The sequence below is a fragment of the Shewanella sp. QJM3NY_23 genome (genome assembly GCF_056173105.1).
In genome coordinates this window covers 2,672,876-2,697,956 of record NZ_CM149657.1, presented here as the reverse complement: position 1 = coordinate 2,697,956, position 25,081 = coordinate 2,672,876, and the positions used below count along the sequence as shown (strand labels likewise).

Annotated in this window: 18 protein-coding genes and 3 pseudogenes; 14 read left to right on the top strand and 7 right to left on the bottom strand. The window is 45.5% G+C overall.

Going from position 1 to position 25,081, the window contains the following annotated elements; genetic code table 11:
- Window positions 1-324: 324 nt before the first annotated feature.
- The 6 genes and pseudogenes from AC0VXX_RS11980 (at window position 325) to nqrF (ending at window position 6,297) form a co-directional block, all read left to right on the top strand.
- Window positions 325-1,686 (top strand): Na(+)-translocating NADH-quinone reductase subunit A, encoded by a 1,362-nt coding sequence (locus AC0VXX_RS11980; RefSeq protein ID WP_475514429.1) that lies wholly within the window; start codon window positions 325-327, stop codon window positions 1,684-1,686.
- Window positions 1,686-2,900, top strand: a pseudogene (locus AC0VXX_RS11975) (NADH:ubiquinone reductase (Na(+)-transporting) subunit B). The gene AC0VXX_RS11980 and the pseudogene AC0VXX_RS11975 overlap by 1 nt, the downstream one beginning before the upstream one ends.
- 114 nt (window positions 2,901-3,014) lie before the next feature.
- Window positions 3,015-3,785 (top strand): annotated as a pseudogene (locus tag AC0VXX_RS11970) (Na(+)-translocating NADH-quinone reductase subunit C).
- Window position 3,786: 1 nt separating this feature from the next.
- On the top strand, window positions 3,787-4,410 hold the full coding sequence (locus AC0VXX_RS11965) for an NADH:ubiquinone reductase (Na(+)-transporting) subunit D (protein ID WP_110458565.1): 624 nt from the start codon (window positions 3,787-3,789) through the stop codon (window positions 4,408-4,410).
- 9 nt (window positions 4,411-4,419) lie between these two features.
- On the top strand, window positions 4,420-5,028 hold the full coding sequence (gene nqrE, locus AC0VXX_RS11960; protein WP_119977828.1) for an NADH:ubiquinone reductase (Na(+)-transporting) subunit E: 609 nt from the start codon (window positions 4,420-4,422) through the stop codon (window positions 5,026-5,028).
- Window positions 5,029-5,079: 51 nt separating this feature from the next.
- Window positions 5,080-6,297 (top strand): NADH:ubiquinone reductase (Na(+)-transporting) subunit F, encoded by a 1,218-nt coding sequence (nqrF, locus tag AC0VXX_RS11955; protein ID WP_475514428.1) that lies wholly within the window; start codon window positions 5,080-5,082, stop codon window positions 6,295-6,297.
- Between the two features lie 109 nt (window positions 6,298-6,406).
- Here nqrF and AC0VXX_RS11950 read toward each other — a convergent pair whose 3' ends face one another.
- A complete protein-coding gene (locus AC0VXX_RS11950; RefSeq protein ID WP_475514427.1) occupies window positions 6,407-6,757 on the bottom strand; it encodes a putative quinol monooxygenase in 351 nt (116 codons plus the stop codon).
- A gap of 169 nt (window positions 6,758-6,926) precedes the next feature.
- Between AC0VXX_RS11950 and AC0VXX_RS11945 the strand changes: the two genes are divergently transcribed.
- Window positions 6,927-7,670: a pseudouridine synthase gene (locus AC0VXX_RS11945; protein ID WP_475514426.1), complete on the top strand. Its 744-nt coding sequence runs from the start codon at window positions 6,927-6,929 to the stop codon at window positions 7,668-7,670.
- Window positions 7,671-7,764: 94 nt separating this feature from the next.
- On the opposite strand, the gene AC0VXX_RS11940 is transcribed toward AC0VXX_RS11945, so the two are convergent.
- Window positions 7,765-9,198, bottom strand: a complete 1,434-nt coding sequence (locus AC0VXX_RS11940) for a DUF3300 domain-containing protein (protein ID WP_475514425.1) — start codon at window positions 9,196-9,198, stop codon at window positions 7,765-7,767.
- A 608-nt stretch (window positions 9,199-9,806) separates the two neighbouring features.
- On the opposite strand from AC0VXX_RS11940, the gene AC0VXX_RS11935 reads away from it, so the two are divergent.
- Both AC0VXX_RS11935 and AC0VXX_RS11930 read left to right on the top strand, forming a co-directional pair.
- Window positions 9,807-10,882 (top strand): IS3 family transposase gene (locus tag AC0VXX_RS11935; protein ID WP_475514423.1). Its coding sequence is split into 2 segments (ribosomal slippage): window positions 9,807-10,059 and window positions 10,059-10,882, totalling 1,077 coding nucleotides; the frame shifts between segments, so codons are not numbered across the junction.
- Window positions 10,883-11,144: 262 nt separating this feature from the next.
- Window positions 11,145-12,701 (top strand): methyl-accepting chemotaxis protein, encoded by a 1,557-nt coding sequence (locus AC0VXX_RS11930; RefSeq protein ID WP_475514422.1) that lies wholly within the window; start codon window positions 11,145-11,147, stop codon window positions 12,699-12,701.
- Between the two features lie 264 nt (window positions 12,702-12,965).
- Here the strand turns inward: AC0VXX_RS11930 and AC0VXX_RS11925 are convergent, their stop codons facing one another.
- From AC0VXX_RS11925 to AC0VXX_RS11915, 3 genes are read right to left on the bottom strand one after another with little or no spacing between them, the layout of a single operon-like run.
- Window positions 12,966-14,486 carry an ATP-binding protein gene (locus AC0VXX_RS11925; protein WP_475514421.1) on the bottom strand — a complete coding sequence of 507 codons (1,521 nt, stop codon included), beginning with the start codon at window positions 14,484-14,486 and terminating at the stop codon, window positions 12,966-12,968.
- A gap of 7 nt (window positions 14,487-14,493) precedes the next feature.
- The gene (locus AC0VXX_RS11920; protein WP_475514420.1) at window positions 14,494-15,171 is read right to left on the bottom strand and encodes a response regulator transcription factor; all 678 of its coding nucleotides are present in this window, start codon (window positions 15,169-15,171) and stop codon (window positions 14,494-14,496) included.
- A gap of 27 nt (window positions 15,172-15,198) precedes the next feature.
- Window positions 15,199-15,519, bottom strand: coding sequence for a PepSY domain-containing protein (locus tag AC0VXX_RS11915; protein WP_475514419.1), 321 nt, complete (start codon window positions 15,517-15,519; stop codon window positions 15,199-15,201).
- Between the two features lie 443 nt (window positions 15,520-15,962).
- Here AC0VXX_RS11915 and AC0VXX_RS11910 point away from each other — a divergent pair, with 443 nt between their 5' ends.
- The 4 genes and pseudogenes from AC0VXX_RS11910 (at window position 15,963) to AC0VXX_RS11895 (ending at window position 21,161) form a co-directional block, all read left to right on the top strand.
- A complete protein-coding gene (locus AC0VXX_RS11910) occupies window positions 15,963-16,796 on the top strand; it encodes a choice-of-anchor H family protein (protein ID WP_475514418.1) in 834 nt (277 codons plus the stop codon).
- Between the two features lie 123 nt (window positions 16,797-16,919).
- Window positions 16,920-17,657: a cytochrome b/b6 domain-containing protein gene (locus tag AC0VXX_RS11905; RefSeq protein ID WP_475514417.1), complete on the top strand. Its 738-nt coding sequence runs from the start codon at window positions 16,920-16,922 to the stop codon at window positions 17,655-17,657.
- 263 nt (window positions 17,658-17,920) lie between these two features.
- The gene (locus AC0VXX_RS11900) at window positions 17,921-18,451 is read left to right on the top strand and encodes an outer membrane beta-barrel protein (protein WP_475514416.1); all 531 of its coding nucleotides are present in this window, start codon (window positions 17,921-17,923) and stop codon (window positions 18,449-18,451) included.
- 274 nt (window positions 18,452-18,725) lie between these two features.
- Window positions 18,726-21,161: pseudogene (locus AC0VXX_RS11895) on the top strand (TonB-dependent receptor).
- Window positions 21,162-21,259: 98 nt separating this feature from the next.
- Here the strand turns inward: AC0VXX_RS11895 and AC0VXX_RS11890 are convergent.
- Window positions 21,260-22,066: a molybdate ABC transporter substrate-binding protein gene (locus AC0VXX_RS11890; RefSeq protein ID WP_475514415.1), complete on the bottom strand. Its 807-nt coding sequence runs from the start codon at window positions 22,064-22,066 to the stop codon at window positions 21,260-21,262.
- A gap of 278 nt (window positions 22,067-22,344) precedes the next feature.
- On the bottom strand, window positions 22,345-22,596 hold the full coding sequence (locus AC0VXX_RS11885) for a hypothetical protein (RefSeq protein ID WP_475514414.1): 252 nt from the start codon (window positions 22,594-22,596) through the stop codon (window positions 22,345-22,347).
- Between the two features lie 163 nt (window positions 22,597-22,759).
- Between AC0VXX_RS11885 and AC0VXX_RS11880 the strand changes: the two genes are divergently transcribed.
- Window positions 22,760-25,060, top strand: coding sequence for a penicillin acylase family protein (locus AC0VXX_RS11880; RefSeq protein ID WP_475514413.1), 2,301 nt, complete (start codon window positions 22,760-22,762; stop codon window positions 25,058-25,060).
- The last annotated feature ends 21 nt before the right edge of the window (window positions 25,061-25,081 follow it).

Here is a 25,081-nt window from a genome sequence, read left to right as displayed (position 1 = left end):
TAGGACATATTGTCTGGGTCATCAGTAAGCTGACTTTCATGGTGAGATATCGCGTAACGACTCAGCAGCAGGGCTTGTGCGCCCTTTGTAGGCCAGTTTTATCCAGCATGCTTAGCACTAAAGATGGTTTTTATTGTTATAAAACTACATTGTTGGGTCAGAGTGTCGATGTTGAGTCAGTTTTAGCCGATCGATGTCACATTATCGGGTAAAGCTGCGTTGCTTAGTTACCAAATGGTGTCGGAGTGTGACTTTACTATCGGTATTTTAGTTAACAATCATTTACTATTGAGCATCCCAAAATTTTAATGGTTGATGTTTGCGATGGCAGGTTTCTCAGACAAGATTAAGACAATCAAGAAGGGCTTAGATGTGCCCATCGCCGGTGAGCCAAGGCAAGAGATTGAAACAGCAGCGTTTCCTAGTCGGGTAGCGTTACTGGGTGAAGAATATGTGGGATTAAAACCCACATTACTGGTTGAGGTTGGCGACAGCGTTAAGCAAGGTCAGCCGCTGTTTGAAGACAAAACGACCCCCGGCGTGTTATTTACGGCGCCCGCTAGCGGCGTGGTGGTCGAAATTAATCGTGGCGAACGTCGTCGCCTGCAATCTGTTGTGATTGCGGTTGAAGGAGATGACAAGCTTACGTTTGAATCTTTCAATGACTTGAGCCAATTAAGCCGCGAAGCCGTGCAGCAAAACCTCGTCAAGAGTGGTTTGTGGACGGCGCTCAGAACGCGTCCTTTTTCTCGCGTCCCCCAGCTTGATAGCCAACCGACGGCCATTTTTGTCAATGCTATGGATACCAATCCGTTGGCGGCCGATCCGCGCATTATCATTGCCGAGCAGCCACAAGCGTTTGCCGCAGGTTTAACTGTGCTGGGCTATTTAACTGATGGCCCGATACATCTGTGTCACGATGCTGGTGAGGCACTGCCAGGTGCTGATCTACCCAAAGTGACCAGTCATCGCTTTGCCGGAGTACATCCTGCAGGCTTAGTGGGTACTCACATTCACTTTATTCAACCCGCGAGCATCGAAAGGCCGGTATGGCACTTGGGTTACCAAGATGTGATTGCCTACGGCAAACTGTTTTTAACGGGTGAGCTATACACCAGCCGTGTGGTTGCCCTTGGCGGCCCAATGGTGGCGAATCCGCGTTTGCTGCGCACTCAGATGGGCGCTCAGTTAAGTCAGCTTGTGCAAGATGAAATGAAGCCGGGTAACAACCGGGTGGTGTCAGGCTCTATTCTTGCTGGACACACTGCCGATGGCCCTCACGATTACCTCGGACGTTTCCACCAACAAATTTCTATTTTGGCTGAAGATGATGGCCACCAGCTGCTGCCATGGGTACGTGGTGGCTCTGATAAGTTCTCTATTACCCGCGCGGTGACGTCACGCTTTAAAGGCGCTAAGCGGTTGTTTAATTTAACCACCCAGGCGGGCGGTTCACACCGCGCCATGATGGCGTTTGGTCAACTCGATCGCGTTATGCCGCTGGATATTTTACCCACACTATTAATGCGCGATCTTGTGGTGCGCGACACCGACGAAGCGCAGCTGCTTGGGGCGTTAGAGCTCGATGAAGAAGATTTGGCATTGTGCACATTTGTCTGCCCTGGCAAATATGATTTTGGCCAAGAGCTGCGCATCTGCCTAGATATTATTGAGAGGGAAGGGTAATGAGTAAGCCAAATAACACGCCTGACAAACACACTGACTACTATGCTCACGGTCAGTCGATGCGCAGCTTTTTTCGCTCTTTGATCTATGCCAATGGTCGCAGTACCAAAGGCAAAGTGCATGTGCGTGATGCCATTGATGTTAAGCGGACTATGACGATTGTTGGGCTCTGTCTGCTGCCTGCCATCTTAATCGGTGTCTATAACTTGGGTCTGCAGGCGCAGCTGGCAATGGCGTCAGGGTTGACTACGCCTGACGTGTGGCAGCTATTGGCCTTTAATGCCGTCACCGGTGGGCTTACTGAGCAATCTGGGCTGTTAAGCCGCTTTGCTTATGGCCTGAGCTTCTATGTGCCTATCTATTTGACCGCCTTGTCGGTTAGCCTCTTTTGGGAGGTGGTGTTCGCCAAGGTGCGTCGCCAAGAACTGCACGAAGGTTTCTTCGTTACCGCATTGCTATTTACCTTAATCATTCCGGTGTCGACCCCCTTATGGATTGTGGCTTTGGGCATTACCTTTGGGGTGATCATGGCCAAAGAGGTGTTTGGCGGCATGGGGTATAACTTCCTTAACCCAGCGCTTGCGGGTTACGCCTTTATCTACTTTGCCTACCCCACTGAGGTGGCGCAGTTGTCGCAGTTTGTGGCGGTTGATGGGTTTGCCGGGGCGACGACCTTAACGCAAGTGGCTGCGGGTAAGTTGAGCTTTGTCGATCAGAGCTGGTATCAAGCCTTTAGTGATCCGTTATGGTGGGATGCCCTGTTTGGCTTTACGGTGGGCACCATTGCCGAAACCAGCACCTTGGCAATTTTGTTTGGCGGTTTAATGCTGATCTTAACCCGCTTGGCCGATTGGCGCATTGTGGTGGGTGTCATGCTAGGCATGGTGTTGACGGCGGTGATGTTTAATCTGATTGGCTCGGATAAAAACGAGATGTTTGCTATGCCGTGAACCTGGCATCTAGTGACTGGCGGTTTTGCGCTGGGGATGATGTTTATGGCGACCGATCCAGTGACCACAGCTTACACCCGTCAGGGCAAGTTCTTTTACGGTTTGATGATTGGCTTTATGACAGTGCTCATTCGAGTGCTTAACCTCAAAATGCCAGAGGGCATTATGTTGGCTATCCTGTTTGCCAATCTGTGGGCACCCTTATTCGACTATGTCGTTGCCCGTAGCAATATGAAGCGGAGGCTAAAACGTAATGCCGCATAAATCACAGCAGATGTTACAAGTGCAGACGGCCAATTTATGGTCATCGATCATCGCATCGTTTTTATTTCGACTGTCCAGTCGCGATTCGCGCGTCGATATGGGAGATAAATCCTAATGGCATTTAAGAAAGACACCGTCGTGGGGACCATGATCTTCACTATCATTCTCTGCCTCTCTTGTTCATTTATGATCACAGGTACCGCCGAGATCCTTAAAGAGCGTAAATTGGCCAAAAAACGTGACGAGTTAAAGCGTTATGTGCTGATGGCGGCCGATGTGGATATCTCTGGTGAGCAAGATTTTCGACAAATTTTTGCTAAGTCTGTCACCCCATTATTAGTTGAACTCGATAGCGGTGAGATTGATACCAGCAGCGATGTGCTCGACTTTGATGAGCGTATGGCGGCGATTAACCCCGAGACCTCGAGTAAGCCTAAAAAAGACACCGCTAAGATCAAAAGCCGCGCCGACAAAGCGCGGGTATTTAAAGTGTTTAATGACAATGGTGAGCTGCGCGCCGTGGTACTGCCTATTTACGGTAAAGGACTGTGGTCGATGATTTATGGCTATGTAGCGGTTAAACCCGATTTCAATACCATCGAGAATGTGGTGTTTTACGAACATGGTGAAACCCCAGGTATTGGTGATTTCCTCAATGATACCGCCTGAACCGATACTTTTAAGGGTAAGCAACTGTTTAACGAACAAGGCAAGGTCTCGTTCAAAGTGGTGAAAGGCGGCGCTAAGCCGGGCGACCTACATGGCGTCGATGCCATCAGTGGCGCCACTATGACCGGACGCGGCGTGCAGCGTGCTATTGAGTTCTGGTTTGGCAATGAAGGTTTTGAGACCTTCCTAAACAAGCTAAAAGCATCGGAGGTTTAACATGAGTAAGAGCATGACAGCGACTCGGGAGCTATTAACCAGTCCTATTTTTGCTAACAACCCCGTTGCGATGCAGGTGCTGGGGGTCTGTTCGGCGCTGGCGGTGAGTAATTCAATGCAAACGGCATTGGTGATGACACTGGCGGTGACCTTTGTATTGGTGTTTTCTAACCTGATTATTTCCACCATTCGCAACTTTATACCTAACAGTGTGCGGATCATTGCGCAGATGACGGTTATCGCTTCCTTGGTGATTATCGTCGACATGATTTTGCAAGATATCGCCTATGAGCTGTCGCGTCAGTTGTCGGTATTTGTGGGGCTTATCATCACCAACTGCATCATCATGGGCCGTGCTGAAGCCTTTGCGATGAAGATGCCGCCGCATTTAGCCGTGGTCGATGCCCTTGGCAACGCCATAGGTTATGGCGTTATCTTGTTAGGCGTTGCCTTTGTGCGTGAGCTACTGGGCAGCGGCACCCTGTTTGGTCATGAAATATTTACCACTATCGAAAACGGTGGCTGGTATCTGGCCAACGAGATGTTCAAGTTACCACCAAGCGCCTTCTTCTTGATTGGCTTGATGATTTGGACCATCAATGTTGCACAGCGTAAGCGAGGGTAAGGAACGGATATGGAACACTATATTAATCTTTTTGTTCAAGCGGCCTTTATCGACAACATGGCACTGTCATTTTTCTTGGGCATGTGTACCTTCCTTGCGGTGTCGAAAAAAGTTTCGACCTCTTTTGGCTTAGGTGTTGCGGTGATCGTGGTGATGATGTTAGCCGTGCCGTTAAATCAGCTAATTTATGTCAATGTGTTAGCCCCTGGTGCGCTGGCGTGGGCCGGCTACCCTGAGCTGGATCTGAGCTACCTGCAACTGATCACTTTTATTGGCGTGATCGCTGCCTTAGTGCAGATTTTAGAGATGTTCTTAGATAAATACATTCCGAGTCTTTATCAAAGTTTAGGGATTTTCTTGCCATTGCTAACGGTCAACTGCGCCATTTTTGCTGGGGTGATTTTTATGGCCAACCGCGATTATAACTTTGTTGAATCGGCGGTGTTTGCTGCTGGCTCAGGTTTTGGTTGGGCGGTGGCGATTGTGATGTTGGCAGGCCTGCGTGAGCGGATGAAGTTTCATGCTATTCCCGCGGGGCTTCAGGGCGTAGGGATCACCTTTATTACCACCGGGCTGATGGCGTTAGGCTTTATGTCGTTCTCTGGGATTTCGTTTTAAATGGTGGTTTGTCCCATTTAAATCAGATGCATTATACAAAAGGGTTTTGAGATGGAAATGGCAATAGGCATAGGCATGTTCACCATAGTGGTGTGTGTGCTGGTTATGGTGATACTGCTCGCCAAAAGCAAATTAGTCATCAATGGTGATGTAAAAATCAATATTAACGATGACGAGGAAAAAAGCGTTATCACAGCTGCTGGCGGTAAACTGCTTGGGGCACTTGCGAGTAAAAATATCTTTATCCCTTCGGCCTGTGGCGGTGGTGGCACTTGTGGTCAATGCCGAGTTACCGTTAAATCGGGTGGCGGTGATATTTTACCGACAGAACTCGATCATATTAATAAGAAAGAGGCCAAAGCGGGATGTCGCTTGGCTTGCCAAGTGGCGGTTAAAACCGACATGGAGCTAGAGATCGAAGAGGAGATCTTCGGGGTTAAGAAGTGGCAATGTGAGGTGATCTCCAATAACAATCAGGCCACCTTTATTAAAGAGTTACTGCTTAAATTACCTGAAGGCGAGGACGTTAAGTTTAAGGCGGGTGGTTATATTCAGATTGAAGCGCCCGCGCATCAAGTTAAATACAGTGATTTCGATATTCCAGCGCAGTACCGTGATGACTGGGAAAAATATGGTTTATTTGACCTAGTATCGACTGTAGATGAAGAGGTATTACGCGCCTATTCGATGGCCAATTATCCAGATGAGAAAGGCCTTATCATGCTTAACGTGCGTATCGCGACGCCGCCAGCCCCCGGTTTACCACCGGGTAAAATGTCATCGTACATTTTTAACCTCAAAGCGGGCGATAAGGTGACTATTTCGGGCCCCTTTGGTGAGTTCTTCGTCAAAGATACCGACGCTGAAATGGTGTTTATTGGCGGTGGTGCAGGGATGGCGCCGATGCGGTCACACATTTTTAACCAGCTTAAAGGTGAAAAGACCAAACGTAAGATGACCTTCTGGTACGGTGCGCGTTCGCGGCGTGAAATCTTCTACAAAGAAGATTTTGATACCCTAGCGGCGGAAAATGACAATTTTGAATGGCATGTGGCACTGTCTGATCCGCTCCCTGAAGATAATTGGGACGGCTACACAGGCTTTATTCATAACGTACTTTATGAAAATTATCTTAAAGATCATAAGGCGCCAGAAGATTGTGAGTTCTATATGTGTGGCCCTCCAATCATGAACTCATCAGTCATTAACATGCTTGAGAGCCTAGGGGTTGAGCAAGAAAACATCTTACTCGATGACTTTGGTGACTAGTTATTATTGGCACTGAGCGTGTCGACGTCATTATCAAAACGCAGCCAATGGCTGCGTTTTTTATTGGATTAGGGGATTAGCTGAGGCAGGTTTGATTGGATTTACTCAGTTAACTAAATACTGGCGCATCGTAATCGTAGCCTTCATCGCTGTAAGCGGTCACGATGGCATCGTCAACTAAACCGTCTGCGGCGGCCACTTGGGTATCAAAAAAGTGCTGTATCTGCTTACGTCGTCCATGGGCAGCCCAACTAGCGGCATCCATCCAAATTTCATTAAACATAATTGGATAGTCGGTACGAGTGGCACTAGGGTGGTCGATTTGACGGGTCAAGATGTACTGAATACAGCCTTGTTCACGCAGCGCATCAGGCTCTAACGCTTTCAGTACTTCAAATAATTGTGCCTCTTTACCTACCTTTGGACGAAATTGAGCAATAACAAAAATACGTGATGACATAGCGTAACCTTCTCCTTGGAAAAATGAGAGTGTAAATCATCCATGAGTGATCCCCTAGATGGTCGGTGAGTTTTTATGCAGGTGTTTAGCTAAATTTATACATTGGCTTGTACTGTTATATCAGTGCTGGATAATGCGGTTATAAAACAAAATGAGATATTGCCTGACTATGCGGCTAGACAAATTTGTGTGCAAGAGTACAAGGCTTGATCGCCAACAAGCAGTATTGGCTATCGCTGCAGGTGATGTCACGGTCAATGGCAATACGATTGTTGATGCCAACATACAGGTGCATGAGAGTAATTGTATTGAGCTAGAGGGCACGCGACTCGTATTGAGACCTTTTCGCTATCTGCTGCTCAATAAGCCGGTGGACACACTTTGTTCTAATGTTGATGGCGATTATCCCTCCATCTTTAATTTAATTGATGTCCCCAATCCTCATGAGCTGCATATTGCTGGCAGGCTCGATGCCGACACCACGGGATTAGTGCTGATCACCGATGATGGCCGCTGGTCGTTTAATGTTTTTAATCCTAAGTATCATTGCCAGAAAGTGTACCGGGTCATGTTAAGGGATAGCATTGAAGGTGAACGTAGCGGCGAACTTGATAGACAGTTGGTGATTCGGTTTACGCAGGGGTTAGTGTTACCCGGTGAGGCTAAGCCTACCTTGCCTGCCAAACTCCAATATGTCAGTGAGCGCGAGGTGCTGCTGACGATTAGCGAAGGGCGCTATCATCAGGTTAAACGTATGTTTGCCGCTGTGGGTAATCGCGTCAACGGCCTACACCGAGAGCGTGTGGGTGAGATCCAATGCGATGTTGCCAGTGGGACATGGCGGTACTTAAGCGATGAAGAGGTGCAAGGGTTTGGTTTTTCGCCACTCAGTGAGCTGGATACCAGAACTTGAGATAAGTGTCAGGCCCAATCTTGGATAGCATTTAGATACGCACAGTTTTGATAACGCTCGGCTCAAAGGGGATGTTTGAGCCAAGCTGCAGCGCTTATTTGTCGCGCTGTTTAGGGCGGGAGTGTTGACTTGGTTGTGATGGGCGAGCCTGAGCCGACTGAGTTCGCTGTGGGCTTTTAACTTGCCGCTGATAGACCTTCTCCCGTTGAAAGCTTTTTACCTGCTGATGGCTCTTCTCTTGTTGAAGGCTCCTATCACGTTGATGACTCTTTACCTGTTGAGGACTTTTCAGCCGCTCAGGGCTTTGGTCTAGCTGATAGTTTTTTACCCGTTGATGACTCTTTACCTGTTGAAGACTCTTATCTCGCTGCTGGTTTTTGTCCCGCAACTCTTGCTGCTGGCGGCTCTGTTTGCTGCGCTGCTTATCGCTTTTATACTGACTGTTGTCACTGCGATAGTTGCTATCGTGCTTATTTTGTGTGGTGAATTGCTGAGGGGTATTCGCTTTACTCCTTTCAGCTTTGGCCAGCTTCTGGCTGAAACGTAGCTCACGGCTCTGCTTTACTTGAGCTGTGCTGTAGTGCTTAGATTGTACGTTGTTACCGCGGCGCTCAACATTTCTTAGTTGCTTAGCTTGCAGTGTACTTGGTCTCAGGCTGTTATAACGTTGCTTTACCTGAGTAGAGCCATAGGCGACACCTCGTCTGTGATGCGGTTTATGTGTCCAGCGCTGCGCTCCACTGTTTGAGACGATACGGGCTCGTGGACGATAGTGATGAGAATGGCGATGATGGGTCACAACGATGTGACGGTCATGCCAACGAAATGCGCTAAAGAAATAGTTAAAGCTAATATGTATGCCGCTTTGCCAATAAAAATGACCCGAAACATGGCTAGGGTAATGAGCAGCGTAACGTGGTGGATAAGCCCAATAGATGGGTGGGTAATTATGCCAACGCCAAGGACCATACACTACCCGAGTGTCATAAACTGGCACATAAATAATCTGTGGCTGTACAGGCTCGATAATGATCTGCTGTTTCACCTTAGTGATTTTCATATTATCCATGGCATTAAAACTGTTAGCTTCTTCGGCTTGATGACGTAAAAGCTGAATGCTAGCAAGGACTTGTTGTTCATCTTGTAAAAAGGCATCGCCAAGCTTTTGAGTCCAGTCTAAGTCATCACTGAGCTTTTCAAGCACCGCAGGAAATGCCACTAAGGCGATAACGCTTGGATCCCAGTCTTGCTGCTCGGCAAGATTTACCGCCTGGCTGGCCTCGAGTTTTTGATGTTGAGCACGCCAGCGGCTAGCCTGTACCACCTCTAATGGGTAGGTTGATGCGATTAAAATATGGGTGAGTAAACTGTCGGGATATAAGGCGATAGGGGCCAATATTTGCGCCAGTTCAGCATCGTTGAGTGCCTTCTCTTGCGATGATGTCTGCGCCGCGCTTAGCGAGACGCTAAACAGTGACGACGATAAGGCGACAAGCATGATGGCAAGCCAGTTTTGTATGCTGTTCATATCGACTCCAATTCATATTGAGTAGGTGATTTATCTCGATAGTAGAAGAGTGAAGATGAACATAAGCTGAAAGCGTAAGTCCCGCAGCTGGATTGTATAGTGTATGACTCTGACAAACAGCTTCGATGCATCATTGATGTATTAAATGAAGTCTTAAACAGGGTGGAATGACTACATCTATTCCCTTAGTAGAATAGATGTAGTTAATCTTTTGTACTAGTGGCTTGATGTGTGCTGATGATAAAAAAGCAATCGAATATGAGAAAAAAATGATATTACTACTTCATTTTTACGTATTTTGTGTCGTTTTATTGCAGGAGCAGTGAGAAAGCACATGTACGTCTTTTGCATCATATGTGGATTAAATGTGGCCGAAAGCGCTGTGTTGGCTTAAAACATAGATACAGTATTATTTAACTATATGATCATGCTTAGTGTTAACGATGCAGTTTGGATTAAATGATAAATAATTTAAATTATTTATCATTTATAAGCTGCATTCATCGGTATACATGTGTTGCTTAGTTGTAAGTGTTTGGTAATCCCCCCGAAAAATAACAGCTGTTAAAAGTAGAGTTTTCTCGTAAGTTAAACGCAGGAGGTTCTATATGAAAAAGTCGCGGTACACGGATAGTCAAATTATGACGATTTTGAAGCAAGCTGAAGCTGGTACGCCCGCACCTGAGCTTTGCCGAGAGCACGGTATGAGCAGTGCAACGTTTTATAAATGGCGTGCTAAATATGGGGGAATGGATGCATCACTCATGGCTCGGATGAAAGAGCTAGAAGATGAAAATAGGCGACTCAAAAAAATGTACGCAGAAGAGCGTCTTAAAGCTGAAATCATTCAGGAAGCTATGGCAAAAAAGTGGTAAAGCCCTGTGAGCGAAGAGAACTCGCTCAGTTTGCGGTGGCTAACCACAACATCAGTATTAGTAAGGCCTGCTCGGCTTTCTTTATCAGTGAGACATGCTTTCGTTATCAAGCAAAATTATCGGCGGAAAATACACAGATTTCAAATTGGCTAATTAAGCTGACCGAAGATGAAAGTGATTGGGGCTTCGGTCTGTGCTTCGATTATTTACGTAATGTAAAAGGCAAGCCATGGAATCATAAGCGAGTGTACCGAATTTACTGTGAGCTAGCGCTGAACCTGCGTATTCGTCCAAGACGTCGACTCAAACGAAATGCACCGGAACCACTAAAAGAGCCGATAAAACCTAACCAAATATGGTCTGTCGACTTTATGCATGACCAGTTATCAGATGGTCGAAATTACCGATTATTTAATGTCATAGATGATTATCGGCGTGAAGCTTTAGTGATTGAACCAGGATTTTCACTTCCTGCTGTAAGGGTTATTAGAGCGCTAGAGCAGGTATTTGAGTATCGAGCTAAGCCAACAGTTATTCGCTGTGACAACGGCCCTGAGTTTATCAGTACTGAGTTTACAACGTGGGCTAAATGCCAGAATATTCGAATTGAATATATTCAACCAGGTAATCCACAACAAAACGCTTATATCGAACGACATAACAAAACAATTCGGTACAGTTGGCTCAGCAAGTACCTGTTCGAATCAATTAAAGAGGTGCAGGACTATGCAACTAAGTGGTTATGGTTTTACAATCATGAAAGACCACATAAAGCTAATAACGGCAGGCCACCACTGATGGCTGCCTAACTTCTATTTTTAATTGCAGTTAAAAATGGGAGGATTACCGTTTGGCGTGTTTTTGAACCAGGATGGAGTGTTAATTGAGCACTCTGTTTTCTGATTATGCAATTACATTATATTGCTTGTTTATTGAACGACGCGGAGCGTCTTGTTATTACTTTTCGCTATATAGTAAAGCGATTAATTATAATTTATTATGAGGTGCCATAACAATTAGAACAAATACACCTTTATATAACATCACTCAAAGGGACAGTTGAGAGTATCAATGAAAAATATTCGCTATACAACCAATAATGAACGTAAGTTTAGTGACAGTAGTAAACTTGTTAGCGTCACCGATTTACAAGGAAATATTCAAGACTGTAATGACGATTTTGTTGAGATTAGTGGCTATGCTAAAGATGAGCTGCTTGGACAACCCCATAATATAGTGCGTCATCCAGATATGCCTGCTGAGGCATTTAAAGTGATGTGGTGGCATTTAAAGCAGGGGAAGCCTTGGATGGGCTTAGTAAAGAATCGCTGTAAAAATGGCGATTTTTATTGGGTTGATGCTTATGTCACTCCCATAACCGATAAAGGTCAGATAGTGGGGTATGAATCGGTAAGATCTTGTCCTAAAAGAGAGGATATTATCAGAGCCGAAAGGTTATATGCGCAAATTAATCAAGGTAAAACCCCGTCAAAATTAGCCTCACTCGCTGCAGAAGATATCTTCTTAATCATCGCCTCTATTATTCTTGTTATTTTATTTTTAACTGTTGGTTGGTCCTTTATTCAAATCCCACTGTTATGTACGGCCTTTATTTATGCTGCTTGGATGAGATACAGCAAAAACACCACGATTAATAGCTTAAATGCGATGCTGGGAAATAGTTTTTCTCATCCGCTCGCCGCACAAACCTACTCAGATTCAACGGGAGCTATTGGTTTATTAAAGGTGGCCATTTTGAGCCAAATTGCGCATTTAGGTACCGTGATCGCCCGAATTGAAACGGCAGCCTTAAGAGTCGCTACAGAGTCGGACAGGGGATTCCAACAAACGGTTAAAACCGCGCAAGAGATAGAGAAGCAACAGGCTGAAACGCTTCAGGTGGCTACCGCGATGAATCAAATGGCCACCACCATTACCGAGGTGTCGCGGCACGTTTCTGATACCGCAAGCCATGCTGGTATTGCCAATGACTTGGCCGTGAATGGTAATAAAGTCGCTGAGATAACCCATCAATCTATTCAAAAGCTTAATGAAACAGTATCGGACATTAGTGTCTCAGTGAGCCAGTTGTCCGATCAGACCACGTTAATCGCTAAAGCCGCGCAACATATTGAGCAGATAGCCGACCAAACTAATTTGTTGGCACTTAATGCTGCCATTGAGGCGGCGCGGGCTGGAGAGCAGGGACGAGGCTTTGCGGTGGTGGCTGATGAAGTTAGAAACTTAGCCAAGCGCACGCAAGAGTCGACGCGCGATATTTACGCTATCGTGCATGAGCTAACGGCCAGTGCGGAAGTGGCGGTGAATACCGCCAAACTGGGCACCGATGCGGCAGAAGAAGGATTAGAGCGGGTGCAAGAAAGTAGCACCATGCTCAATGGTATTTTCGATGCGCTGGGGCAGATAACCAATATGTCGACTCAGATGGCGGCTGCGGTAGAAGAGCAGGCCCATGTTGCTGAAGATATTAATCGTCAAGTTGTTAATATTTCAGAATTGGCTTCGGCGTGCTCTGACAGCTCAGGGCAAACCACGGCATCAATGACCTTGGTTAAGTCGATATCTGATGAATTACATGAATTAGTGGTGCGGTTTAAGCCTCATTAATTACCCTCATCAAGACGTAGGCTCATTATCGCCCAATACCTCTATGACGGCGTTAAGTCATAGAGGTACTGATAATGTTTATGTGTGTTTAACGCTTTAAACTTGCGCTGGAGGCTGTCGCATTCTAGTGGTTTTCGGGTTTAGTTCTTAAGCCTAGGTTTTAAGACTAGTTCTCACGGCTAATCTTACGCCTAATCCTACGCTAAGTTACTGCCTGATCTGTTTCAGTCCATCAGTTACTGCCAGCTAGGCGACTTATCCCTATTACGCAGCTTGATTAAAACTTACTTCAAAGCATGCGCCGCCAAGGTGTGATGAGGAACTAATGGTTAAATGGCCCTGATAGCTATCGACTAAGTCACGGACAATCGCTAGCCCAATGCCGTGGCCTTGTTCATAGGTATCGACCCGCTTGCCTCGCTCAAATATGGCATCACGTTGCTGCTCACTAATCCCCTTGCCGTCATCTTCAATGATAAAGCGTAGCGTTGCCTCTTGTTGAACTACCGACAATCTCACCCGCGAGGTTGCAGCTTTGCAGGCGTTATCGAGCAGGTTACCGAGTAACTCAGTTAAGTCACTCTGATCGCCATAAAAAATGCAGTTTGGCTCGGGAGACTTGGCATACTTTATATCAATACTAGGGTGAATTTTACTTAAGGTGCGCAGTAACTTATCCGACACCTCAAGCACCTTAATACCAAGATGCCAGGCATTGCCCGCAGCACTTTGTGCGCGCTTAAGTTGATGGTTAATAGTGCGGTTAATGTGACTTATCTGTTCAATGGAGGTAGGGCTTAACTCTTTTTGGCTTTGTATTACCGCCAGCGGTGTTTTTAGGCTGTGAGCTAAATCCGATAATGCATTTCGATAGCGGCTACGTTGGTGTTGCTCAGTACTTAGCAGGGTATTGAGCTGTTTGGCAACGGCTTGTAGTTCTGTTGGATATTGGCCCATCAGTTGATAAGAGTTCCCTTGTTGCACCGCTTGTAACTCTTGCTTAAAGCGGGCCAACGGCTTAAGTGTCCAACTGAGCCAAGCTAACTGTATCGCGACCACCACTACCATTAGAATAAATAGCCAACTCCATAGGTGTTGACTAAAAGCCTGCTGTTGCTCGCTGACGCTGGCAAAGTCTTTGATAATATGCACAGTAATGGGCTGTAGCTGATTACTCGCTACGGTCAACTCATCATTCGAGGCCGTTGGGCTTGGGGCGAAACGTACACTAAAACTGTAAATGAGGTAGGGCTCACCATCGAGGTTTATTTCACTAAAATCCCCCTTGCCGACATTGGGGTGAGGCAGTGTCGTGGGCAGTGGCAGCCCCAGAAACGAATTGGATGACCACAATACTTGGGTTGCTGAGAGCTTGCTAGGCTGCACGGCTGGTGGTGTGACTTGGGTGATTTGCGCATTCTGTTGTTGAGTGCTTTTTAGCCCAGAAATGTTGTCCGCTGAAATATCATTATTCAGAGGTTGGGGTAACACTTGCTTCGAAATCAGTGCATATAATCCAGATCCGATAACATTAAATTGGTTTTCGAGTAGACGCTCAGGCATAAATAGCTCGCCTTGTTCCATTTCTGTTACCGCTAGTACCGAATAGAGATAGGCGCTGAGCTGATCTTGAGTGTTGCTTAATACCTGTTGTTTAAAGGCGTTGTTCAGGGCGATGCCAATGCTGGGCAGTAACAGGACGATCAGCAGCAGTGCACTTAATATCAAGCGGATACGAAGAGAGTTGAGTATGCTTGGCGAGGTGTGTAACTTGCTGCTTTTCATGGCGCACCTAATCTTGCAGCTGGCGCAGGCGATAACCTTGGCCACGCAGGGTTTCAATTAGCCCATATTGACCATCAGGATCGAGTTTTTTACGTAGCCGGCGGATAAAAACTTCGATGACATTGGAGTCTAAATCAAAGTCTTGATCGTAAATATGCTCAATTAATACCGTCTTAGATTTTACCTCGCCGATATGCAGCATAAAGTATTCAAACAGCTTGTATTCTGAGCCGCTTAAATTTATGGGTTGCTCACCAACTTTGATGTCGTGACTACTCGTATTTAGGCTGAAGGGCCCGTTTTGAATGAGTGGGCTCGATTTACCCGCCGAGCGTCGAATAAGCGCGTTAAGGCGCGCAACTAACTCCTCTGGGTGAAACGGTTTCGTTAAGTAGTCATCGGCGCCGGCATCGAGCCCCTCAACCTTATCTTGCCAGCTGTCTCGCGCCGTTAAAATCAGCACAGGATACTCAATGCCACTGGCGCGAAGCTGGGTTATCAAGGCGATGCCGTCGAGTTTAGGTAGGCCTACATCAATAATCGCCGCATCATAGGCATGTTCTTGGCCTTGAAATAATCCCTCTTCACCATCGCTGGCCACATCTAAGGTGTAATGGGCATCGATTAAGTGCTGTTTTAAATTAGCTTGTAGGGCTAAATCGTCTTCGACCAGTAGTAAGCGCATTGGGCTCTCCTTATGCTGTCCTGTGGCTTAACGCCTGAACATCTGCCCGGTAACGGCATCGATTGAGACATAAAACACCACACCGTCGGCGCTGAGCAGTTTAGCGCGATACCCTGAATTACCATTGACCTTAGTTGATTGCATGCTAAGTATTTTGCCACCGTATTGGCTTTTTACCATTTGGGTCGCTTGTTGGCGGTTTTTGACTCGCAGTTGCTGTGGGCCGCTTTTTTCTGCGGCCAGCATCATACTGCTACTGGACAATATCGATAAGCCAAGGCTCGATGCTTGCCCTAATTGGGGCAAACATAAACACACACCGACCATCAACATGACTGCAATTTTCATCAACTTTACTCTTATTGCTGTTATCGACCCAGTGTAAAAGATCCGCTAAAAATAAGAAACATATCAAGGTGCTTCAACCTAAGTTGAGCAGGCCAGTATGGGTAAGCATCACGCGATTACCGTGAACATTATTGCGAGCTGAATATGAATGCTCGCTGAATGTCACTTAAATGATATCTCGTTGAATATCTGTATTTTAGCATTCAGCTTGTGTTCATTTTCAATGGGATTAAATGCCCCTATGCAATTGAACCGATTAAGGTGATGGAATTATGGTTACATTAACAAGTATGAATGCAGCCCGGCAGGTGGGGCATGTAACGAGACGGTTTAATACTAAAGCGGCGATGGGGAGTTGCTTGACGTTGCCGAGATTAATATTACCGCGAATGATGTGCGCAGCGATGGCGTTATCTGGGCTGATGATAAAGCCGAGCTTTGCGATGAATATATTGCTAGCTGCTACCTTGTTGGCTGCCGGTACTGGCAGTGTTGCAGCGGGTAGTGAGATGAGTGAGCCTGGCAATTTGCTGCAGATCAGCGCGGTATCGGTTAGCGTCAAGCAACAGGGACAAGCATTGCCCCCCGTATTGAGTCGCAGCGGCCAAGCAATGAATGCGGCGCAGCTTGAAGGGGCCAATAGACTCAAACAAATCCCTGTGGTGAAGACCCCGCGAAAAACCCGTGAGCAAGTCATTGCCGATAAGCAAATTAATGTCGATACCCGCAGCGGATTGCGCTCTAGTGCCGCCCGTTTGAATGCGGCCATCTATTATGAATTTGCTATCTATGATGCCAGTACGCGCCTGTTTGAGGATATTGATTATGATGGTTTTTATCGAACCTTTAGCGTGACATTTGATGCCGATGTGCACAGTAGTAACCTTAATCAATATGCCGATGTGTATGCCATGTTGTATTTGAGTCGTAATGGCGGGCCTTGGGAGCTGTACCACACCACTGACATCTTCACTATTTTTGATGATGTCAGTGGTGACGATTTTGAAGTATTGACCACATTGCATGCGGGGTACCCAACGGACCATTACGATGTGTTAATTGACCTTTATGAGGTTGGCTACAGTGATATTGTGGCCACCATCAGTAGCGATGATCTCGATGAACTTTATGGCTTGCCGTTAGAAAGTGCCGACCGCGACTTTTATGCAGATGAAGGCACTGAAGTGATAGTTGGCGGCGCGATATCTATGTTTGCTATGTTGCTTCTATTGGCGTTTGCAATCTCCAGGCGGGTTATTTCAACGTCTAGCCAGTAACATGTATAGATTGGAAATATAGCAATATCGTTTATTTTTTATAGGGTAAATGATATTTCACAAAAATTTTCCTATTTAGGCGTATATTAGGGTTTAGAATATTTTTGTATGCCGGGGGAAGGTATGGGTCAGGTGCAACAAGTCAGTAGTGAACAAGTTAAAGTTTATCGTGTTTGGGATAAACCTACACGTCTGTTTCATTGGATAAATGTATTGTGTGTAATGGGGCTTATTTTTATTGGTGCCATTATGATGTTTAAAAGCGATTTGGGGATTAGTGGTTTAGAGGCCAAGGTTAAGCTTAAGCAGCTTCATGTGACCGTCGGCTATCTATTTGCGTTTAATTTAGTCGTGAGATTAGTTTGGGGCATCATTGGCTCAAATAGTGCCCGTTTATCTAAAATGCTGCCCAATTTGTCCGCAGTCTCTGCTTATAAAGCTAAGCTAAAAGAGGGGGCATCACCTCAGTACCTACATCATAATCCCATTGGTAATTTGGCGGTTTTTGCCATGATGATTCTGATGGTCACTATTATGTGTACTGGTCTTATTCGCGCAGGAACCGATATTTATTATCCCCCACTAGGAGGGCTTGTCAGTGACTATATTGCTCAGAGTGGTGTCGATGGATCTTCATTAAAGGCTTATGATGAGACAGGTGTCGATCAACAAAAATTGGCACAGATAAAACCGTTTAAGTCCCTGGCTGGCGAAGTGCATGTTTATAGCGTTTACTTACTTATTTTTATGATATTACTGCATATTGCAGGGGTTATCGTCGCAGAACTTAAGCACCAACCTGGTTTAGTTTCGGCAATGATATCGGGTAAAAAGTGGTTGAATCGACCACCAGAAGACTAGCAAGGCTTGAGCTTTTTATTATAAAGTCAAACTAAAGGTCAGTGTTTTAATTAATGTGTTGGGCACAGTGCAGGCTGTGCCCAATTTTTTTATGCTGTGATTTAACCTAAATTATGAGCACGGTTCAAATAGCACTTGAATGCGTTAAACATCAACAATCGAATTAGATAAAAAGTACCATTATTCATACTTTAAAGACTTAATTAATCATTATTTTTAGGCTAGTATGTTGGGTAATTGTTAAATATCTTTTTGGGGGAATAATGAAGCGAACTCTGATACTTGCACTTACATTGGTGGGCGCTTTAACATCAAGCCCCGCTTCAGCGGTTGCTGATATTAAAGGCTACTATCTTGGCGCTATGGTGGGTAATTCACAGCTAAAGGCGGGTGAGTTCGATGAGTCAGCCCTGAGTTACGGTGTATATGGTGGCTACTATACGAGTAAAAACTTCGCTTTAGAAACGGCTTATATCATGACAGACAACTATGTTGATAATGGTGATGTTAAGGCTGATTACATCTCACTTGCAGCTAAGTTTCACCATTATTTTAATGATACCTATTCGATGTTTATTAAGGCGGGTATGGCTTCGACGCAAATTGACGCCAACACTCAATATGATGGTATTGGTTGGTTATGGGGAGCTGGATTTAATATGGCTTTTAGCAACAAAGTCAATGTGCGACTCGCTTATGAAATGGTTTACACCGATTTAGATGCCTCAGGGCTAGATGAAACCGTTGACAGTGATCTTGGTAATGTTTATTTAGGGATACATTACCAGTTCTAGTGTCGAGTTTTCACGATAGATAGCCATTAACCCAAGGCTTAAAAAGTCGATTAGCTTAAAAATGCAGCCAACAGGCTGCATTTTTTGTGTTTATGCTAAATCAAACCATAACCAATATGGTGTTAGAACGGTATTTACAATGTAAAATATTATAATAAAAGCCTATTAAAACAGATACAAACGTTTTCATTTGTATTGATTGATGTTGCCTGCATTGTAATCTTATTGATAATCATTATCATTTGCGGATTATTTATGGGGGAATAACAATACAATGAAACATATGCGCTTTTCAGCAGTCGCGCTTGCTTGCATCTTATCTTTACAGGTGTCGGCAGAACAGGCTCAACAAGTTACAGGCAGCTTATCGCCCGAGGTTGAACGGATTACCGTTTATGGACGGCAAAATCAGGTAGTGATGAATTCTGGTTTGGCGACCAAGTCCGATATGTCATTAATGGAAACGCCTGCGGCAGTGGTGATAGTCGACGAACAACTTATCAGTACTCAAGGCGCCACCGATCTTCAAGATCTACTACGTAATATTAGCGGGGTTACTCAGGCGGGCAATAATTATGGTATTGGTGACAATATCGTCATCCGTGGACTAGGAGCAAACTATACCTATGATGGCATGTACGGCGGCGCTGGGCTAGGTAACACTTTTAATCCCACTCGTTCGCTAACGAATGTCGAGTCAGTCGAAGTGCTTAAAGGCCCTGCAACAGGGCTTTACGGGATGGGAAGTGCTGGTGGTGTCATCAACTTGATTGAAAAGAAACCACAGTTTAATGCCGCGCATGAATTTACTGCAGAGGTTGGCCAGTGGAATACCCATTCGTTTGGACTTGACTCAACTGCGGGTATCACCGACAAGTTGGCTTATCGACTGGTGGCTAAATCGGCTCGCAGCGATGGTTATCGTGATATTGGCACTGATAGAGATGAAGTCTATGGTTCACTTAAATATCTGTTAGGCGATAGTCAAGATATCATGTTGAGCACAGCTTATATTAAGGACGCTATCGCGGTAGATTCTATTGGTCATCCCATCCGTATATATAATGCGGCGTCTGTTAATGGTTTAGGTGCTGGTGACGTGACCTGGCAAGACCTAGTTAACGATCCCACTGCAGCAGGCTTGCAGCTTAGCGATACTCAGCGTCAGCAATTGGCCGACTCTTTGTCTGCAACTGATGGTTTAACCCCATATGACTTTGGTAACGCGGGGATTATCTCGCCGATGGCGAAAGACAACGAAGGTGAAGAGTTAAGATTTAAACTCACCCACAATATATTTTTTGATGATAACCTCTTCTTAAATCAGTAAGTGCAATATCGCAATTATCAATCAGGGTTTGCTCGTCAAACCGGCGCCTACAACTATGTTTATTGGAAGCGGAGTGGCGTTATCAATGCCGATCCTCGAGCGCCACTGGTTGTCGATGATATTCTTTATCCATTTGCTGCTCGTCGTCAGGAGTATCGCCAAGTTTCGGCGGATGAAACCTCTTGGCAATATTTTGCAGATTTACGTTACGATTTTGAGTTGGCAGGTATAGATAACGAGCTTTTAGTTAACGCCAATTATGAGGATCGAAATATTCGATTTAAGCAGTACTCGATTTATGATGCTGATCAGGTTAATAAAAATAAAGCGGGTGAGGTCATTTACCAAGGGAAATTGCCTTACATCTTTGATCTGCGTTCACCTAATTGGGCCGATGGCGAGTTTGCTGACTATGATCCCTTGTTGACCAGTAATTATGATAAAAAGGTCAAGGCATGGGGCGTTGGCGTGCAACATGTTGGTTATTTTCCCTATGGGTTTACCACTCGAGTGGGTGTGGCTTTTAATGAGATAAAACAAAGCTATGAGCACTTTGGTGTTGACCCTAGGTATCGCGAAAGCTTAGCTGAGCCCAAGCCCGAGGCGGATACCTCTGATAATGGCATTACCTATAACCTAGGGGTAACGTATATGCCGACAGACAATATCTCTGTGTTTATTAATCACTCTAAAGGACGCACAGCCTATAGTGTATTAGGTGATGTCACTGGTAATGAGAAAGACAGGCAAGATTCTGAGTCTGTAAGTAACGATCTGGGTCTTCGTGTGAAAGCGTTTGATGATCAATTATTAGCATCTCTGGTGCTGTTTAAGAGTTCACGAACCAACTTGCCTTACACTAATCCCGATTATGATGATACTTCGGGTCCTGATGTTTCGCGCTATTTTTATGATGGTTCAGAGGATACCTCTGGCGTTGAGTTAGATCTCAACGCGCATCTAAATGAGCAGTGGTCGGTCAATGTCAACGGGGTTTATCAAGATGCGCGTAATAAACAAGATCCTACCAATAAAACCACTTATGACACTCGTCAAAAGGGGGTGCCTTATGTTACCGCCAGTGCTTGGGTAACTTATGGGGCTGAGTGGTTTACACTCTCGAGTCCACTTGATATTAGCTTTGGTGCAAAATATGTCGATGAGCGCAGTACGGATTCAACATCATTTGGTATACCCGATGGTTATGTACCCAGTTATACGGTTGTCGATGCCGCGGTAAGTTACCATGCCGACGACTGGAGTATTCAGCTCAACGTGGATAATTTATTTGATGAGGCCTATTACGATAAGGCTATGTTCCTTGGCGGAATGCCTGGAGCGGAGCGTAACGCTAAACTCAGTTTAAGTTATCGGTTGTAGTTATTCTTAAGTATTTGCTTTGATAGATAAAAAATGCAGTCAGTAGACTGCGTTTTTTATGTCTTACTCGGAAGATAGTATCTTAGCTGACGAAACCACTAGGGCAGTGTGGGCGTATCAAAACCATATTTGGCTAAGATAGATTGTCCTTCGGGAGATAAGATGAATAAGGCTAACTCGGAAGCATGTGCTTGAGCATTATTAACAACAGTCAAGCCATAGTTTGCACCGACACTAAGCGCTTCAGGTAATTGAATTATTTTAAGTTGCTTGACTTCTTTTTGCGCTAATACCGCATTAGTACAGTAGGTTAGGAACATATCGGCTTGTTTGTTTTCCATCACCCAGCCATAGGGGTTGCGTCCTTCGGGTGCTTTAGCGCTGGTTGGACCGCCTGTTAATTGTAATGCTTTGCTACTCAGTATTTTTTGCGCATCGGGTGACAGTTTTTCTGCTCGTTCGAACACCTTAAAGGCATAATCACCGGCAGGATCGGCCTTTGGGGTTGAGGTACCTAGGCGGATATTCTGATTTAACATCAGCTTCAATAATGTCTCCGATGTAACGGCGACTTCCGCTTGGGTAATCGCGCACAGTTTGTTACGGGCAAACATCACCACATTACCGCTTAATTTGGCTTTATTAAGGGTTGTGGGGTGTTTCATATTCGCTGATGCGAATAGGTCAACCTTCTCACCGCCTTCTATTCGTTTACGCAACAACCCCGAGGGGGCAAATTGGGCAGAGACATCATTCTTACTGCTGTGTTGGTATGTATCGACGATATCTGTCATTGCTGCTTTCAAGCTGCCAGCGGCTCTAAACTCTATTGGTGCTTCCTGAGCTGCAATGTTACCGCTAAATACCGCGAGAAACAGAGGGCTTAAGATCCATTGATATTTCATGTTCAATCATTCCAGTGACTATTATTGGTAGCTATCAAACCTTAGTTTCTGGTCTGCAACAATAGGCATAATTGACGGAGTTGATAACTTGCAGTAGAGATCGTTAACTTAGTGATTGTGTCAGACAAAATGTCGCAGACTAGCTTATTGTTCGATTAATTGGCTATCGTTCTCACTGGGAGCGCCAACAGCTTCTATTTATAACAATGACAGCATTTTGGGTAATGAAAGTAAGAGTGGCAGTGTGCTAAAAAAGTAGCATCATTTCATCATGGCTATTACTTCATAAGGGCCTTGGTGCCGATAATTTTAAAAGCGGGGACGCCTCTGACCAAGGTTTCTCTAGCAAAGAGCTGTTGGCAATCAGGGCAAATGCAGGGGACTTGGGTATAGTCTTCGACGATGCGTTCTTTAAAGCATTTAACTAGTGCTCCCTTTCCACCTTTACGGTATTTAAATAGCTTAGCTTTACACTGACCACAGAGGATGTCGACAGTTCTACTAGGCCCTTTTTTATTAGGTTTTGCCATAATGATGGTTTGCTCTTAATGACTATGGTTTAACGGCTTATTGCTTAATGACTGAGATCTCAATGACTGAGCGCTTAATAGCACAGTGGCATCAAAAAGGATTTCTAACATCTACGTAACTTAGATATAGTAACGTAAGTTAAAAGGATATTGGCGTTACTCTATGATTAAAATAATAAAAATTACAATTATCGGATTACTTACCTCGTTATTTTTGGCAATGGTCGCTATCTATGTCAGTTTACACCTTAGTTTGCCTAAACTTTCCGGTGAACTAAAGACCCATCAGATCGCTGCGCCAGTGGCAATCGAGCGAGATCGTTTAGGCACGGCGGTGATCAGTGGTAAAAACCGCCAAGATGTGGCCTTTGCGCTGGGTTTTACCCATGGGCAAGACCGCTTTTTTCAGATGGATCTGCTGCGGCGTAATTCGGCTGGCGAGCTAGCTGAGATCTTCGGCCCAGCAGCACTAAAACTTGATAAGCGTCATCGTTTTCATCAGCTACGAAAAAGGGCTGAGCAGATTTTTGCTCAATTGCCGACGGCTCAACAGCAGTTACTTGCCCGTTACAGCGATGGCGTAAACCTGGCAATTGCAGAGCAGAGTTTAAAATCTTTTGAATATATCTTAACTGGGGCGTCACCTAAACCGTGGCAACCAGCCGATAGTTTGCTTGTTATTTACAGCATGTATTTAGATCTTCAAGGCAACACTATTCATCGAGATATGACGCTGACTATGGTCGAGCGTCTATTTGGTCAGCCGATGCGGCAGTTTATTACTCAGACCTCCAATTATCAGGCCGCGTTGGATAACAGTCTATTTCCATCGGACCCGCCGCTTATCCCTTTGATAGAACCGAGCATGCTCGCTAATAGATTTGATGTTGAGATTGCTGAGCTTGAAGAGGTGGGTAGTAATAACTGGGCGGTCACAGGCGCACATACAGAGTCTGGTCGCGCCATGTTATCGGATGATATGCATCTCTCATTTGCCGTACCGATTATTTGGTATCGGGCGCAGCTCAATTACCCAGATGCCGCAGGCCAAAATGTACAAGTGACAGGCGTGTCATTGCCGGGAGCCCCTGCGATTGTGGTGGGTACAAATGGTAAAGTTGCCTGGGGCTTTACCAACGCGTATATCGACACGGCCGATTGGATAGCTATCGATAATAGTGAGTCGCTAACGGTAGAACATGAAGCGGTTCGTCTGCCCGATTCCGTTGTGGATTATCCGATCTCAATATCACGTTTTGGTCCGGTTAAGACTTATGGCGATCAGCAATATGCACTCTCTTGGGTAGCGCACCAAAATTATGCCGTCGACATGGAGCTTATGGGATTAGAGACGGCTAGCAGCGTAGATCAAGGACTTGAGCTGGCTAAAACATTTGGCGTTCCCGTACAAAATTTATTGCTTGTCGATAACCAAGGCAATGCTGGCTGGCAACCAGCTGGAGCGATACCCGCCAGAACCAATCCTGCAGATGTAGCGCAACCTTCGGCCGAGGTGCAAGGGGTTAATTGGCGTAAGGATGAATCCCAATTTCCCAAGGTATATAACCCAGACAATGGCCTGCTGTGGAGCGCAAACGCAAGGGTAATGTCAACAACCGATGCTTTGCGTTTTGGTGATGGTGGCTATGCGCTTGGCGCCCGAAGTGCTCAGATCCGCGACCGATTACAACAACAGAAACAGTTTAACGAGGCTGATTTTTATCGAATTCAGCTAGATAATCAGGCGCGTTTTTACCATCCGTGGCAGGAGTATCTTGTTAATGCGTTAATGTCTCAACCTCAACGATTTGCAAAGGATATTCAGTATCTTAGACAGTGGAAAGAGTGTGCCTGTAGTGATTCAATTGGCTTCACCTTGGTTAAATCCTTCAGAAATCGGCTTATCGATGCTGCATTTTCACCAGTTGAAAGCGCGCTTCAACAACATGAACTTAGCTTGTCGGTATTAAAGCGTTATCTTGAACCTGCAATATGGCAGCTGTTAAACGAGCAACCTCAAAGCTGGTTAGGGCCTGAATATGCCTCTTGGGATGAACTTGTAATAGCAACTTATGTTAATTCAACCAATGCCTTATTAGCTAAATATAGCGACGCCGATAATTATCAAGATCTGGCGTGGGGTAAGGTGAATACCTTGCATATTCAGCACCCGTTTAGTAAGCAGATGCCGCTGTTGAGCCGTTGGCTAGATATGCCTAAGGTGGTAGGCTTTGGCGATACTTTTATGCCTGCGGTGCAGCGCCCTAATTTTGGTGCATCACAGCGCTTTATTGTGCAGCCAGGGCTTGAGTCGCACGCTATTTTAACCATACCCGGCGGGCAGTCGGGGCATCCGCTATCGCCTTATTACCGCGCCGGCTTCGATGAGTATACAGAGCAGGCCGCCACGCCGTTATTACCTGGAGCGATTCAGGCGCGTTTAGTGCTGCAACCCGCAAACTGACCAAGATACAGAGTGCTAGAT